At 54.3% G+C, this 16,699-nt stretch carries 9 protein-coding genes; 5 read left to right on the top strand and 4 right to left on the bottom strand.

What is annotated here, in order from left to right:
- Positions 1 to 19 precede the first annotated feature (19 nt).
- The 3 genes from HYE77_RS22130 (at position 20) to HYE77_RS22120 (ending at position 3,910) form a co-directional block, all read left to right on the top strand.
- Positions 20 to 2,551 (top strand): fimbrial biogenesis usher protein, encoded by a 2,532-nt coding sequence (locus tag HYE77_RS22130; protein WP_177069336.1) that lies wholly within the window; start codon positions 20 to 22, stop codon positions 2,549 to 2,551.
- Positions 2,505 to 3,089, top strand: a complete 585-nt coding sequence (locus HYE77_RS22125; protein ID WP_177022823.1) for a hypothetical protein — start codon at positions 2,505 to 2,507, stop codon at positions 3,087 to 3,089. The genes HYE77_RS22130 and HYE77_RS22125 overlap by 47 nt, the downstream gene beginning before the upstream one ends.
- 146 nt (positions 3,090 to 3,235) lie before the next feature.
- On the top strand, positions 3,236 to 3,910 hold the full coding sequence (locus HYE77_RS22120; RefSeq protein WP_177022822.1) for a DUF1120 domain-containing protein: 675 nt from the start codon (positions 3,236 to 3,238) through the stop codon (positions 3,908 to 3,910).
- Positions 3,911 to 4,513: 603 nt separating this feature from the next.
- On the opposite strand, the gene HYE77_RS22115 is transcribed toward HYE77_RS22120, so the two are convergent.
- Positions 4,514 to 5,179 carry a response regulator transcription factor gene (locus tag HYE77_RS22115; RefSeq protein ID WP_177022821.1) on the bottom strand — a complete coding sequence of 222 codons (666 nt, stop codon included), beginning with the start codon at positions 5,177 to 5,179 and terminating at the stop codon, positions 4,514 to 4,516.
- 136 nt (positions 5,180 to 5,315) lie between these two features.
- A complete protein-coding gene (locus tag HYE77_RS22110; RefSeq protein WP_177069335.1) occupies positions 5,316 to 6,644 on the bottom strand; it encodes an EAL domain-containing protein in 1,329 nt (442 codons plus the stop codon).
- A gap of 270 nt (positions 6,645 to 6,914) precedes the next feature.
- Here HYE77_RS22110 and HYE77_RS22105 point away from each other — a divergent pair, with 270 nt between their 5' ends.
- Both HYE77_RS22105 and HYE77_RS22100 read left to right on the top strand, forming a co-directional pair.
- On the top strand, positions 6,915 to 9,299 hold the full coding sequence (locus tag HYE77_RS22105) for an ATP-binding protein (protein WP_177069334.1): 2,385 nt from the start codon (positions 6,915 to 6,917) through the stop codon (positions 9,297 to 9,299).
- 113 nt (positions 9,300 to 9,412) lie between these two features.
- Positions 9,413 to 10,606, top strand: a complete 1,194-nt coding sequence (locus HYE77_RS22100) for an EAL domain-containing protein (RefSeq protein ID WP_177069333.1) — start codon at positions 9,413 to 9,415, stop codon at positions 10,604 to 10,606.
- A 159-nt stretch (positions 10,607 to 10,765) separates the two neighbouring features.
- On the opposite strand, the gene HYE77_RS22095 is transcribed toward HYE77_RS22100, so the two are convergent.
- Together HYE77_RS22095 and HYE77_RS22090 are read right to left on the bottom strand one after the other, a co-directional pair.
- Positions 10,766 to 11,380, bottom strand: a complete 615-nt coding sequence (locus HYE77_RS22095) for a histidine phosphatase family protein (RefSeq protein WP_371316584.1) — start codon at positions 11,378 to 11,380, stop codon at positions 10,766 to 10,768.
- 973 nt (positions 11,381 to 12,353) lie between these two features.
- A complete protein-coding gene (locus HYE77_RS22090) occupies positions 12,354 to 15,998 on the bottom strand; it encodes an autotransporter domain-containing protein (RefSeq protein ID WP_256347458.1) in 3,645 nt (1,214 codons plus the stop codon).
- Between the last annotated feature and the right edge of the window lie 701 nt (positions 15,999 to 16,699).

The following is a 16,699-nucleotide window of genomic DNA, read 5'->3' as shown; positions in this document are numbered from 1 at the left end:
TACCTAGCAGTCCTAAACCATGAAAAAGCCTTTCCTGGCTACCTATAAGGGTGGCCGCTGCAAACTCGTGCCTGAACAAAGCACGCGCCCTTTCCTACCGATCTTTGCGCCCCTTGCGTACGCGATCTGGAACGCACTCTTGCTTACGCCGATTGCCGCCCAGGCGGACATGTCGCAGAGGGCTGGGCAAGCCAGCGGCGATTTCGCAAGGTTCGATATGCAAACCCTTAAAGCACGCGGCATTGACCCCAAACTGGCTGATTATTTTCGCGAGCCCGCGCGGTTTACGGAGGGCGCGCACGTGGCTTCACTGGTGGTTAACGGGGTCAAGCTGGGCAGAGTGGATGCCCGGTTCGACAACCACGGAGAGCTGTATTTTGACGAGGCATTGCTGACCAAGGCCCGTCTGAAGGTTCCCGGTTCGCAGTACGTGCTGAGTTCAAAGGACGCCACCGAAAAACGTTATGACTTTGTGGCAGCGTACCCGCAAACCGAGGTCAGCCTGCACCCGAACAAGGATGAGATTTTTCTAGTGGTCCCGCAGCATGCCTTACAGAGCGATGCGTCCCAGACTACGAACTTCAGCAGTGGTGGCACTGCTGCCCTTTTCAACTATGACGTAATGGCCATGCGTTCGGAATTCGGTTCGCAGTCTAGCGACTACCTGTCGGGCTCGACCGATCTGGGGTTCAACATGAGTAACTGGATCGTTCGCAGTCACCAGCTTTATAGCAAGAGCGACGACAGAGAGAGCTTCGAACATTTATACGCATACGCGCAACGCACATTCACCGAGCAAAAGGCCCTGCTGCAGGTCGGGCAGATCAATATCAACAACCCGCTTTTTTCCGGGGGGGCGATTACCGGCGTGCAGATACTGCCCGAAACGGCGCTACTGGGGTCGGCCCGTTCCGGGGCACGGGTAGAGGGCATCGCCAATACACAATCCACGATAGAAGTACGTCAGGTCGGTGCGTTGATCTACACCACGATAGTGCCGGAAGGACCGTTCAGCCTGAGCGATATACCGTTGCTCAACAGCAACTCCGATCTGGACGTCAAAGTGCGAGACATCACTGGCGCAGAGCGAAACTACGTCGTGTCAGCAGCGTCATTTCGCAACGCTGTTACAGTCCGACCTGGTTACACCTTTTCTGCCGGCAAGATACGCAACCAGGGCGCCAATGATGAGAGCCAACCCTGGGTGATTACCGGCACCGGTACCTGGGGCCTGAGTGAAAGCCTGACCGCTACTACCGGGCTGATGGCAGCCCCCGACTATCAATCCACCGGATGGGGCGTGGACACCAACCTCGCAAAGGACACCAGCCTGAGTGTGCGTAACCTCTACTCCCACACAGCCAAGGAAGACGTAAAAGGCACCCAGGCCAGTGTCACCTTGAGCACGCGTTTCACCGAGGCCGTGTCGGGCAGTGTGTCGGCTACCCAGCAGACCACCGGCTATCGAGAACTGTCCGACACCACATTGCGTGCTGATCACGATTGGTACAACCGCCGCTACAAGAGCCAATACAGTGCCTCGCTGGGCTGGTCCAATAGCACGCTGGGCAGCTTCAACGTGTCCATTTCACCCAGCCGTACCTTCAATGGCGACTCTACCAACCGCCTGGTGGGCTCCTGGGGGAAAACGTTCAAACATGCCACTGTGTCTGCCACCGTGGAAACCGCATTAAGCGGCTCGTCCAACAGTCAGGGTGACAGCGACGACGCAATCTACTTCAGCGTCAGCGTGCCCCTGGGCCAGTCCCGTAGCGTGCGCACCTATGCCAGCCGACGCGGCGACAACCAGCGTTTTGGTGCAACGTATTCCGAAACCATCAATGACCAGTTCAATTACCGTCTTAGCACCGAGAGCACTGGCGACCGGGGTGACAACTATTCTACCGCCAACCTCTCGGCCATTCCTCGCTTCACCAGCGTGGACCTGGGTTATGCCCAAGGCCCGGACAGCGAGAACTACAACGCTCGAGTCTCCGGCGGCGCAGTAGCACATCAAGATGGGGTGACCTTCTCGCCATATCCGGTGCAAGACACCTTCGGCATCGTGGACGTCGGCGACCTGTCCGGGGTCAAGGTGTCGACACCTTATGGCCCGGTATGGACTGACTACAAAGGCAAAGCAGTGGTACCACAACTGAGTGCCTATCGAGATAGCCGCGTCGAGGTGCAAACAAAATCGCTGCCGAAACGGATCGACCTACAGAACGGCTTCCAGAGAATTGGCGCCGGCCGTGGTTCGGTGAGTCACCTCGACTTCAAGGTCATCAAGGTTCAACGCATCCTGATTAACGCCTCCGACACAGCAGGACAACCGCTGCCCAAAGGTTCTTCGGTACTTGATGACAAAAACCACTTCCTTACGACGGTCCTGGACAAGGGCGTCATCTTTCTTTCTGACCTGGCCCCTACTGAAGTACTGAGGGTTTCTCTCACTGATGAAAAGCCCTGCCTGCTGAAGATCGACTTCCCCAAGGAGACTGACTATGACGCTTTTTACGATGTTGCACCGGCTGTTTGTCATGCGCCGTAGCACCAGTGCAGATTGCGCGCGATGGCTTGGCACTGCGCTTACCCTGGTTGCCAGTAGTACGTTCGCGGCCGACTGCGAAATGCGTTTGAGCAACCCGGAGGTCGATTACGGCACACTTAACCGGAGCGATATGGATATCCGCGGGAGTGCTCCGATTGCCCTCGGAAACCGGCAACTAAACCTGACGGTGGTCTGTCGCGAAGAAACCCGCTTTGGATTGCGGTTTGAGGGACAAGCGGCGGATTTGAATAGCTACCGGTTTGCCGATAAAGGCCATTTCACAATCACGCTGAGTAACGCAACGCTGGATGGAAATACCGTGCAACTCGCTCAGGCTGGCAGTGCCAGGCCGTTATCGCCAACGGAGCTACTGCGCCCAAATGAAGTGGTGACAACTATGGTTCAAGGTCAGCGGGCTGTTGGCAAAGTTTTTTTGGCTCAGGTTGAAATTCAAACGTATATCAGTGACACAGAGACATATGCGCGCGACATCACCGTACTTGAAGGGCTCGGTAGTTTGACACTGGATACACAATAGAAGATTGCATATCGACTTTTATTTTTAGGCTTGTTCCTAGAGCTTCGCAAACATTATTAATAAGAAAATAGCATTCAGCTGGAATGGAAGCCAGCCACTCTGCCATTGGAGCGGCCTACCTAACTTTTCGTAACGGAGAAATAAAAATGCGTTTCAATCCAAAACTCGCCGCATGGGCCTTCGCCACTACTGCGACAGCCTTTTCTTTGGGTGCACATGCTGCATCGGTTGAGGTAAAAGTAATTGGCACTATTATTCCGAACGCCTGCACTCCGACATTGGCGGGTGGTGGCACTATCGATTACGGCACACGCAGTTCTACTGACTTGAGCGCAAACGACTTTACCCTGTTGCCTGAAAAAAATGTTGCATTCACTATTGTTTGCAATGCACCGACAAAAGTTGCGCTGAAGGCTATAGATAATCGTGCGGGCACACGAGTCCCTGGAGCAGTAAAGAAAATCAGGCCAGCCTTGAATGAAGTCGGCGCCTTTGGTTTGGGCAATGCGTCCGGAAAAAATATTGGTGTTTATGCGATGACCTTAGCCGTAAATGACTTCACTGCTGACGGCGCCAAAGTTGAATCAACCTTCAGCAAAGACTCCGGCACTACATGGCTAAACTCAAGTTCAGGAGGTATTGCAAATGATGGTTCAGTTCTCATGTCATGGTCGGCAACAACTGCTGGCGCTCCAATCGCATTCAAGACTCTGTCAGGTACTTTAAACGTGCAGGCCGCGTTGAATAAAGGTTCTGAACTGGATCTGAGCAGCGATGTGTCTCTGGACGGTTCAGCCACGCTAGAGTTAGTCTATTTGTAATGCAAAATCGGCCCGTAGCGTTTATTCGCTACGGGCTTTTGCCCCACGCTATTTCTCTACTCATTCCCGGGCCTAACAATCTACTTCAGATGGCGACTTAAAATTCCAAATGTATTATCGATTGCGCAACGCCAGATATTATCATGCCCGCGACATACAACATCGGTCGCAGTACCCCCTACGTTTATTATCGTTCCGTCCTCGCTGACACGACTAAGACTCCAATCAGAAATTTGCAAAGCCATATCGCCATAGACAAACAAATGTCGCCTGGTACTGCATACAGGAAATCCGAGGCTGAAGAACCCTTCCTACTCAAGGGCAATGGCGTCTTTACCACGATGCATTTTCCCCGCCGCATCAATCATGATGCTGTCGGCGTGAAATAATCCTAACGCTGCTTTGATGTCTAGCGAGGTAGACCATCTTCCATAATAGAGAAAAACTCCTCGCCGTTCTCCTCGAGCCTCCGCTTTTTTCTGACATCATGATTTTCCTTTTACAGATTTCATGTAGCTGCCGCCAAAAAAACTCACAGGCAATAACTTGTGAGCTTTCTCAAATTCAAGAATAAACCTACGGATATGCGTAAAACTTCACAGGCTACTCTAGTGTCTTCATTATCTTGAACAACCCATTGTTAGAGGTTATTCCTAGTTTGCGAAAAGCTGTGGCTTTCTGCGTGCTGATGGTTTTTATACTACGGTTGAACTTCTCGGCGATTTCCGTGATGGTCATGCCGTCGAGATAACAGCGGATCACCTCCTGCTCACGCGCCGACAGTAAAGCCAATTGCAGCACGTTAGTGTCACTGCTGATTAATTGAGGTGAATTGTCACTTTGCTGGATGCCATCGACTACTTTATAAGAAGCTTCTGCACTTAGGTAAATAGCTCCGGAAGCAACCACCCGGATAGCCTTGGCGAGGCATGTCAGATCCTCATCCTTGCCAATGAATCCGCGCGCTCCAACCCGCAGGGCCAGCGAGACAGTGGCAGGATCGTGGTGAGTTGAGAGCACCAGGATCCGGCAGGCAGGAAAGCGAACCCGCAAAGCGCGAATCAGTGAAACACCATCAAGCTCGTCGCGACCGAGAACGAAGTCCAGCAAAAGCACATCGACGGGCACTGTAGACATGCCGCGCATCAGTTCCCGGCTGTTTTTATATATCCCGACGATCTCTATGCCGGGGGCGTCGCCTAGGTGACTGGCAAGACCTTGGCGAACGACAGCATGGTCGTCGAGTAATGCAACACGTATAGACTTCATGGCGTTCGGACGTCACTCGGTATGGACCAGGTAACTCAAAGACTAAAATGAGAATAGTCAATACTGGCACCTGATCGAGAATTTTTAAGTACAAACACACAGTTCTGGAAAGTCGCACCCAGGCTTTTGTCGTGCACTATCGCGCGACGAGTCTCAGGAAATCAGCCTGCTCCAATGGAGGGGCCAGAGCCAATCCTTGTCCGGCGCTGCAACCTAGACGGTTGAGCATCTCGATGCTGGATGGGTCCTCAATGCCCTCGGTCACCAGATTCAAGTTGAAGTAGCGGGCAAGGTTAACGATGCCGGAAATGATCTCGCTCGATTGTGGCGATTGCTCAGCAATTCCAGCTAACTTTCCGTCGACTTTCATCTCATCGAAGGGTATGTGCGTCAACAGAGCGAGCGTTGCGGCGCCGGCACCGAAGTCTCCGAGCGAAATCAGAAAACCCTTCGCTCGGAGTGCCATGATGGACGCTGACAACACCAGTTCGTTTCCAGGGGTGATTTGCTCAGTCAGCTCGATCTTCAATCGCCGGGCAGGCAAACCGGCCTTGTGCATCTTGATTGCCAACCGGGTAGCCAGTCCGGTGGCACACAGCGTGCGGGCCGAGGCATTTATAGCGATGGGAATATCTATACCCAGACGATCGAGCGTACCGAGGACTTCAATCACCGCTCTCTCTACATGACTGAACAGCAAGAGGCCTAACCCTAACTGGTCGACCATCGGGATCAGGATCATCGGGGGGATGTCGCCGTGGATTGGGTGTTGCCAGCGTATCAGCGCTTCGGCACCGATCACTTGACGACTGGCCAAGTTATATTGCGGCTGCAGCACCACACGCAGATTTTCACCCGACGTTATCACTGACACGACCTCGTCTTCGCTGATCAACAACTCAAATCTGTCAGATTGCGACAGCTGCGGTAGCAAGTGTTCGGCAGTAGCAAGCTTTTCGAGTACTTGTAGAAGCTGAGTGGGATGATTCTCGGCAACGATCTCAACCCGTATGCCCGATGCTCTGGCGAGTCGGGCATACGAGGCCAAGGCTATACTGGAAATACCTTTGACGATATCCGTACGGCCCTGCTCGATGGCAGCGGCCGACGAAGTCGCATCATCAAGCGCACAGGCCTTTATGGTCCAGACAATATGGGGAGCTCTGCGTACCCGGCCGTAGGCGTTAAGTTCACCGACCCAACACGGTAGCATCAGACTGTCGACATGATCAGCATGAATCTCGGCCATAACGATGTCCATAGGTTGCTTACGCAGGCGCAGCCTGCTCAGCGACTCAACGTGCTCGATATGGAAAAGACCACTACCGTTCAGGCGCTCTGTCATGCGTAACACATATTGTTCATCGTGGCTTAATACGACCAGATTGACTCGGGGGGGAGGCGTTAGAGTAAGGGGCGAGTTTTTCAACTTGACGATCGCTTCATGAGTGTACTGACAACTCATTTAAACAACGCCCGATCATTTCAGACTATAAGACTGCTCTTAAAAATAATGTGAGATGACAACTCTTATTCTTATCTCGCTCGTGGCGCGCGAGCAGTACAGTATAATTGACGGCCGCTCATGCCAACGGTAGGGTTTCGATCAAAAGCGTGAGGTCATTCACTGCTTTCCAGGAGGCATGGCCGTGAGAAAAAATGCAGAAAAATCCGACAGGTCGGCTGTTATCTTCAATATTGACTTTTTCCAAGCGAAGTACCAGGTGAAAGCACCATGAAGCGGAGAGCGGCGTTTTGGCCAGCGATTTTATTGGTCTGGTTACCGTCAGTTTTCTCCCATCCTCTGGATCTCACCCCTGAAGAACGCGCCTGGATTGCTGCAAACCCGGTCGTCCATGTGGCGGTCGAGCCTAACTGGAAGCCGATACAATATGTGGAGGACGGTCAGCTCATGGGACTGGCCACCGAGTACATAGACTTCATCGAACACAGCACAGGCCTTCGATTTGAGCCTGTGCCCGATTCGGGTCTCGGTCGGAGTAGGATAGAGAAGTTTCAGCGGGGCGAAGTAGATGTTCTTCCCGGGATCACGCCGATGTTTGCGCAGCAATCGATTATCGACGCAGCCCTCTTCACCAACACCTATTATACGGGCGCAACAATAGTTGTAACACGTAAAAACAGTCAGGCGGTGTTCGATCTACATCGACTAGACGGGCATATTGTTGCCGTCAAGAAGGGCAGCTCATATGAGAGCGCAATCAGAGCACTCTACCCAGCTGTCAAAATCCTTGGGACGAAAACGTCCGAAGATTCGCTTACTGCAGTCATTGACAAGCAGGCTGATGCGGCGCTAGACGTTGCACCTGTGCTGCTGCCTTTTTTACGTAGCAAATATGATGAGGAACTGTATGTATCCGGTGGGATAGCCCGTTTGCCAATGGAACTTTCCATGGCTGTACGACGTGATCTGCCCATCTTACGTGACATTATAGACAAGGTGTTAGCATCTCTGACCGCGGAGCAAATCGATGCGATGGTCCAGAACGAGCTCGAGTCGGCCAACAACTATGGCAGGCCGTCGCTAGACGTACTATTGCGCTATTACGGCCTCCAAATGGCACTGGTCTTGACTGGACTATTGTTGATCGCAGGATTTGCGGTTCACGCTAGGCAGCAACGGCGACTGGCCATGCGAAGCGAGAAAGAGAAAACTATGTTTCTGGCCGTCCTCAGCCATGAGATTCGCTCGCCGATGAATGCCATCCTCGCCTCCATGGAGTTGCTGATGCAGCGTCCCGAGCTGCCAGAAGAGTCTCTTCGTTTACTGGCGGTTGCTTCCAGCGGTGCGGAGAACTTGTTGTATTTGTTGGATGACGTTCTGGACATTTCCAAGCTCGAGGCCGGACGGCTTCAACTGGATCTGGGGCCCGTCGATATCATGGAGCTGACCAGCTCAGTTGTGGATTTGCTGGCGCTGAAAGCGAAGAACGGAGTTGAGCTTGAGCTGATACAAGAACACCCCATTGAACCCCATCTGATGCTGGATAGGTTTCGCGTTGAACAGGTGTTGCATAACCTCATCTCAAATGCGATCAAGTTCACGCCTGAAGGTGGCGTGACGATCAGTATACGGTTGGATCCCAGCCCTCCCCCGCTAAACCGGCATCAATTACAAATCCGCATAGTGGATACAGGTATCGGAATAGACGCCGACTCTCTTCAACGGCTTTTTCAACCATACACCCAAGCAAGCACGAATACTGCGCGCAAGTTTGGTGGCACCGGGCTTGGCTTGACCATCTGCAGGCAACTATTGGAATTGATGGGTGGTTCTATAGATCTCGAGAGCGAGCCTGGTAAAGGCTCTATCGCCTCAGTGCGGCTACCCTGTGATATTTACGTTCCGCCGCTCCACCTACAAGAACAGGGCCTATCCAGACAACAATTTGATGTGCCAGCGACGGAGCGTGTACTCAGGGTCTTGCTGGTAGAGGATATGCCTGCGAATCAAGCCGTCCTCCACGCCCAGCTCGAAGTCTTGGGCTACAGCCCGACACTCGCACCCGATGGGGAACAAGCCTTGTTTGCACTTGAGCAAAACACGTTTGACATTGTGTTATTAGACTGTGATCTCCCGAGCATTTCCGGTTATGAGGTGGCCCGCCAGTGGCGAGCCATAGAGTCGTCGCTCGCCCTTGTACCTACGCCAATCATGGCGATCTCCGCATCGACCGATGATGAACACACCACCACCTGCTTCGAAGCAGGCATGGACGGCGTACTGAAAAAACCCATCAAGCTGGGCAAGTTAAGAGATGCACTTCAACTCTGGACAGATTTGCCACTGGCACATATTGATGATGAGGCCGCATTCGTTACAGATGAACGAACAGCTTTCGCGCACCTTTGGAGCGACATGCATGCGTTACGGGCCGCAGTTGAAATGGCTGACATGGAAGACGCGACTCATTACGCGCATCGATTGTTTGGTGCCTTCGCGATATTGAAACAACCCGATATGGCATCGTTGGCGAAATCAATGGAGGCCCGCCTCAAGGTCGGGGCCTTTAGCTCTGTACAGACGGATCTTCTCACATTGGAGCAGCTACTGGGGCAATATGCGTCATCCACAGGATCAGACAGAATTTCACCATGAGGGGATGATTGAACGCCTTTTAATCCCATTCCGATAGTCTGCACTCTGCACGACTACGTACAGTATTTGGCATCAATATATTTCTATGGGCAGATACGATGCCATCGAGTCCGATGCAGACGGAGCATTACAAAACTTTGCCTCAGGTGCTGATTGTAGGAGCAGTTGACGTTATCGGCTACAGCCCATCTTTCACCTACGAGGCGCAGTTCGTAGCGAACTTGAGTGCAGCTGCAATTGTACTGGCCACGCGACGGTTTGACGTCGTGCTGAACAGTATCTCGGCGGAGCGTACCGAGGGGCTAGCATTGCCGTCATTGCTGCTGGATCTTAGGCGGCAATGCATATTGTCGAATTTGCCTGTTGTCATATGGTACAACGCACAGGAGCAGAATTCCCTGGAATGGCATGCACGAGTAGCCGGACGTGCGGGTGTAAAAGTCCTGCTCTTCGACTTGGCTAGTGCAAATATCGATATGAATGTCGCCTGCGCGCTCTTGGAGAGCACTCATGTCGGGCCAGGCCAGCACAGCAAAAATCAAGCGCCCAGCGCAGTTGAGCTGATGCGCGCCCTGATGGCCAATATCGACCTCAGAATAGTGCTGCAACCACAACTCAACCTGCAAACCGGCGAGATCGTAGGTGCCGAAGCGCTGGCGCGTTGGAACCATGTATCCAAAGGTAATATTGCGCCGGCAACCTTTGTGCCGTTGGCCCGCCAAGCCGGTGTGGAGCTACTGCTCTTCCACACAGTGCTGACTAGAGTGATAGCGCTGTTGAGCGATCTGCACCGTCAAGGTATTGCGGTGCCGATAGCGGTAAATGCATCAGCCTCGATATTATCCACGACTGGGATTGGTCAATCACTCGCGCGAAGGCTTCGAGAAGCAGACGTGCCCACTTCACTGCTGACGATCGAATTGACGGAAGATGTGCCAGTTCATGATTGGCTTGCCTTGTCGATGGAGTTGGGTTCTCTGCGCATGTGGGGCTTTCCGATTGCAATGGACGATTTTGGGTGTGGCTTTGCTTCGATAGACCTGTTGACTCAAATGCCATTTTCCAAACTCAAAATTGATGGCCGCTTCGTACAAGGTATGGCCGATGACTGCGGCTGTTGTGCGGCAGTCTGCGCGGCGATTTCGATAGGCCAGGCCATGGACCTGGATGTCATCGCCGAAGGGATTGAATCTTCGTCGCAGGTTGAGGCGTTGCTCAAGTACGGGTACCGCACGGGACAGGGCTTTGCCTTGTCGTTACCTCTGGAGGTGGACGAATTCATACGCGCGCTCGCCACCGGAGCCTGAGAGCTATTACGGCGACGACGTATTCGAGCAACTGCGCCTGACGCTCGAAGAGTGGCAGATCAGTGTCTCGCTACTACCCGCCGGTCGTACCCTTCCCTGTACACCGCAAGCCACCAGTCATCCCGGTATCGGCTCCAAAGCCCGGCAGTAATCCGCGAATCAGGCTGGGCAAGTAGGCTCACCATGGTTGAGGCCCTGGAGCAGGCGTTGGCTGTACAGGCTCGCCTTGCCATCGCGCCAGGTCAGGGTTAATACATATAGCGTGTCGAAATCATCACGCCTCCAATCCTCGGCGATCATCCCCTCCTCACCAAGGGCCTTGCCTGCTACGGCATTGATCAGTTCCGGGAGATAACCACGAGACCAGGCGGTGTAGACCGTCGCGTTGTGATATTTCTTGCGCAGTAGCTCGTCCGCCAGTTCGTCAGTGTCGTTTGCCCCAAAGTCGATATTTACCGACAGGCCAAGGCGGATGGCGCTGGGGCCGATAGTCATCAGCGGGCGAATATAGCTATAGCGTTGGTCCTGACGCCCCTCCTTAACATATCGCGAGGGGTTGGCAGCGAACACGTAGTCGGCTTTGCCGAAACGCTCAGGCAGCATTATAGCGAGGTCCAGGGCGCGATTGAGCCCTTGGCAGTTCAGCTGCCCCAATCCCTCGCTGGGTTTTTCGGCGTGGCGCACGAATACCAGAGTCTGGGTGCCGTCCGTCGGTTTGACCTGACGTTCACTCCCCACTAGGGATGGCTGCACGGTTATGGCGGCAAGTCCCAGGATCGGCACCACGTGACGAAGGGACAGAAAGACAAATTTAAGGCGGGGAGGTAATTTATCCAACTTGAATATCGCTTGATGTTTAATAAGACAACATACTTAAGCAAAGACCATCATAGGGTTCTATAGGACTACACCTAAATTATTCAGCTTGCTGCTTTGAACCAATGGCGACGAATAAACAAATCAGCGCGCACTCTGCTTAGGTGGAGCTAGTACTGCCATGTCGGCGCGGAACGCACAGGAATCAACGGCTCATCAAAACCGGTATAAGGTGTTCCGATAGGAACTGCCTCGCCCTCCTCATCCATAAGTCGACTATTACGCATCGGATGCCAGAGAGTAGGTTTTAATGCTGCCTTTAAGTGTCAACTGTGGCTGTAACTGTCATCGTCGCAATGCAGTACCGCCGCTATAGGAAATTCAATAGTAGTTACGACATGTAGTATGACCAAGGAATCTGCATTTTCAATGCGGCGGGCGAATGCTCTGCTGTACAACGTACCGAACGAAAAGTTTGGCTCCAGGTACGTGGAATCTTTCGTTGCTGCAATGAGCTGGATTCAATAGGAGGCGGAGAAAAGTTGGTGTGTGCCAATGAGCAGTACTACCTGCTAAGAACTGGAGCGCCTACCTCATTGGAGCGCATCGACGCGGAGACTTTTATCAACGCCGCTATAAACTGTGGAATACATGGTGAAATGAACCTGAACTTATCGCCCGTCGCAAGATTAGTGTAATCAGCAACCTGGAGTAAGTTCGGAATGAGCGGTCGCACCATCTACCTTTTCATGTGGGGATATCAAGGCGCTTGACTCGCATCTAACCGGAGTCAGCACAGGGATACTCCTGATCAGGAGCGACAATTGTAAACCTGTGAGTCAATTTTGCGCAGGGCTGTTTATTCCATGCATCACTGTGGCGAGGGAGCTTGCTCCCTCACCACAGATTATCGCTGGACAACTTCCCTGGGTTAGAAGCGGAAGGTAAAGCCCGCGTTGATCCCGTTGTTGTTACCGCAGTTGGACAGCAAACCGCTGTAGCTCAACGACACCAGCGTGTCCTGGGTCAGGGCCATTTCCGCACTGGCCTTGATGATCGCACCGTCGCGAGCCACCGGCACACTATTGACCGCAAAGGCGTTGTCGCTACCAGTGAATTTCAGCGAAGCCTCACGATCGGTATCACCGAACTGATGTGCCCAGCCCAACTCGCCACGCAAGGTCACCGCCGACGTGCTGCTGACCGGCAGTTGGGTGTGAGCCCTCAGACCCAGGGTGGAGAGCGTTGCATCCTGGCTTTGCTTGCTGGCATGCAGGGCCGCGGCGCCACCTTTCTCCTTGAACGAATCGCTCTGGTAGTTCAGGTAGGTCAGGTTGGCAAAGGGTTCGAACGCGGCCCACTGGGTATAACCGATCTCGGCGAACACTTGATCGGTGCGTGCGCTGTAGTCGGCTCGTTCATGGTCCGACTGGCTGGCGTAAACCACGCGCCGTGAGGTGTCCAGACGGTGCCAGGTGGTGGCACCGCCCAAGTGCAGGGCAATCGCATCGAAACGTTTGCCGCTGTAGATCGACAGGTGATAGTTGTCGCTGTCCGCCGAGGCCGACGACTCGCCATTGAGGTGGCTCTGGGTGTAGCCGGTGGCCGCACCCACGCGCCAGCCATCGCCTACATCCGTGTCCAGACCCAATAGCACGCCGCTGGTGGACGACGAATAGCCACTGGCATTGTTGTCACCGCTGACGTTATCGCGACCGCCCAGCAGTTGCACCCAGCCGCCGTTGTCGGTGGCCAGGATCTGCGCGCTGGAGTCCTGCGCCTGAGCCTGTTGCAGGCGGCCGTTGACGGCTTCGCGAATGTAACGGCTGTCGGCCATTTGCGCCGCCGCCACATCCGATTGCAGTTGCCCCGACAGTTGTTTGAACGCCTCCCGCGCCTGGGCTGCCGAGTCGGAAGCCAGCAGGCTTTCATACACCGGGCTGCCGGCGCCCAATGTTTCGGCCACTGTCGCCACTGCATGTTCATTACGCGTTTGCGCGACGCTGGCGAAGGTCGTCTGGTTGCGTGCTACCGCCAGGGTCAGTTGGTTCGGTTGGTAATTGAGCTGGGTACCGATGAACAGGTAATTGGGCGAGATCGCCGAAAACTGGCCATTGATGCCTTGGCTGGCGCTGAGGATGTTGAACTGCTGGCCCAGCAAGCTACGTGTCTCGGTGAAGGTCAACAGGTTGGGACTGTTTTCCAGGGACACCGTCACCGCACCACCGTTGAGTGTGGCGACACCGCTGCTCTGGATCTGGTCGCTCCGGCCATTGGGGCCCACTTCCACGGCGTACACCGAGCCCGGGTTGAACGTCACATCGCCGGTGTGCAGCGTGCCGATCGAATGACCTGGCGCCACACGGCCGCCAGTATTGACGGTCAAGGCCCCCACCGTACCGTTGCCGGCCAGTGTGCCGCCCAGGGTGGTTGTCACGCCGTTGTCCGCGTTCACGGTGCCTACGGCGCTGCCATCCACGGTCACGCCAGAGGTCAGCGAGCCATTGACCGACAGCTTGCCGCCGCGTACCCAGGTGCTGCCCGAATAGGTGTTCTGGCCTTCCAGCACCAGTTCACCGTCCCCCGACTTGGCCAGGCTACCGACATAGGTCGTGCCGGTGAGCAGGTCCTTGGCACGCGCCAGCATAGCCAACTCCCGCGCGTTGCCGATTTCATATTGGAACTGATCGTCAGCCGAGGCATTGGCCGGCAGGCCGTTGAGCCAGCCTTTTTGCTGTTTGGTGGCCGCCCAGGTTGCCTGCTCGGCAGCGTCTTCTAGCCGACGGGCGCGGATCGCCTCATCGGAAATCGGGTTAGCCCAGATGTCACGAGTACCGGTGGGTAAGGCCACCGCCACCGAATCGAGGAACTGCCCCGGCCCCTGCATGGCTTTTTGCAGGTTGGGCAAGCCCCAGCCACTGACCACTCCCGGTACCTGCGGCGTACCCCGCGCAGCGTCGTGCACCGGTTGCAGTTTGCCGTAGGTGCGGCCGCCGTACAGGGTACCCACGGGCGTGTCCAGACCGTCCGGCGCTTGCAGGCTGGAGGTGGTCAGCAACACATCGCGGGCCTGACTGGCGGTCATGTAAGGGAAGCGCTGAATCACCAGCGCCAACGCCCCGGAGACGCTCGGCGCGGCGGCCGAGGTGCCGTTGGCATTTGGGATAATTTCGCCTTCCGGCCCCGTGGATGGAATCCCCGAAACGCCCATCACACACCACCACTTCGACGTGCCGCAACGGTTGTAGACCTGAGCGCTGGTCTCGTCGTAACCGGTGATCGAAAGGAATTTGGTTTCGATATCGGGTTTGAAAAACGGCAGGTTGGCGTTGGTATCCGGGTTGGCCCCGTGGCTGTCGTTACCCGCAGAAATGATCTGAATGAACGTGTTTTGCCGTGCTGCGTCGGCCATCGCGTCCATCCAGGTTTTTTGCCCGGCGTGGGCCTTGTCCCAAAACGGGCGATAAGCGGCGGTCATGTCGCGCAAGTTGTCCGCCGCGCTGTCGCCGACATTGCCGAAGTGGTTCTCTACATCGTTGCGCGAGTTTTGCCCCCAACTCTGGTTGACGATCGACACATTCTTTGCGGCCAGGGCGTTGTAGCTGGCCATGAAGGCGTTGTAGTCGAGGTCATTGGAGCCTTGGTACCGATCGTTGTCGCTGCCACCTGTGTTGGCGACAAAGATATTCGCATCGAAGGCAATGCCGTGCATACCGGTGCCATTGCGGCTGGCCCCAAGCACGCCGGACATTTCCGTACCGTGGCCATCGTTGAACGCCGGGTCATATTCTCCTGAGATATTGAAATGTTCACCCTGCTGGAACTCGCCGCTGGGCACTTCAAGACGGTAGCGCGGATGGGTAGCGTAGTACTCGCCGGTAGAAGTCACCGTCTGCACCCGGTCCTGGCCCTGGGCATTCTTGCCCTGGAACTCAAAATGCTCGGCGAGGACCCCCGAGTCGAGCACGCCGACATTCACGCCCTTACCGGTGATGCCCAAGGCATAAGCATAGTATGCATTGGTGCGGTCCAGGCCAGAGTTAACCTGGGCTTCCGGAGTCTTCCAGGTTTGTGCGTTGGCGCTCCAGTCACGTGTAGCACCCGCCCAGGATTGACCTGCATTCAGTTGCCCGTTGAGGTTGCTGCTGACGCCCGGTTCTACATAGACATAGGGCTTGGCGGCGGGCAGATTGGAGATGATTGCCTTGGAAAAATCGAGAATATCGGTGGTGTAACGGCCGTTGTTGCTGAACAACCGGCTGCGGTATTTGTCCAGAGGCGAGTCGTAGTCCAACGGCCGCTTGGTATCACCAAGCATGGCGCTGATGGTCAGGTTTTCTGGTTGCAGTTCGTAGTTCTGCTTGAGGGCCGAGTCAAACTTGCCGGACTGGGCGGCAAAATCCTTGGCCGCTAAATCGACGATCTCCGCGTCTTTAAACCGCAGCCCCTTATATACGTCGGTTTTGGGGCCAAACGAGGCAACGGCTTTCCTGAACGCAGCTTCAAGCACCTGAGACGTATAGGGATTATTGGCTGCTGGCGCTTCTTGCGCAAAAGCCACGCCTGCCTCGCTCATCAACAAGGTAACAGCCCAAGTGATGGGTGTGAGCCTCCATTGTCGTGCTGTGAGTAGATGTTTTTTTATACGACTTGAATCATGATCTGAAATACTCATTATGCTCCCCTCGAACATGTAATTATTTCTAAATGCGTGTCATCGGTTTTTTATTTTTTATAGGCAGAAAGCAACTTGATCATTTCGGGATTCGAGCTCCGCATTAATATATTTATCACAGGCCAGCACTGCGACTTTTTTGTGCGGACAACCAAGAAGCAGGGCGCCACTTGGTAACTTCAATAGCGTTTTTATCGCTGCAACAGGGTTTGGCTTTAAATAAAATTCTGTGGTTATAATTCCCTCATCAAAGTGGTGCAGTAGGCCTTCTCAAGACAATACCGTGATACAAGTCGTTAAATATTTAGGAGTAGTCTGAAAAACGAAAAGCGAACGGATATTAGGGAGAGTACCTCAGCCGAAACCCTCTTCTTATTTGCAGTAAGAGCTGCCCTTCGAGGAACAGATTTAGGTCAACCTTGAACAGCTACACTTTAGCCTTGCTGCCCACAGGACGGCAAAATACCGGGACTTCCAGCCAAAAGTTTTCACGCACGTAGTCCACGCTTGCACTCATCCCCCCATCGAAGATCGCTGACTCCCTCACCCCGGTATCCGTTTTTTGGCTAGCTGCTAAGTAGCATCCAAGATCCCGGCGTCAC

This window comes from Pseudomonas sp. IPO3774 (genome assembly GCF_013386835.1).
In the GTDB taxonomy this organism is placed as follows: Bacteria; Pseudomonadota; Gammaproteobacteria; order Pseudomonadales; family Pseudomonadaceae; genus Aquipseudomonas.
This window is presented reverse-complemented; position numbering and strand designations above follow the sequence as displayed.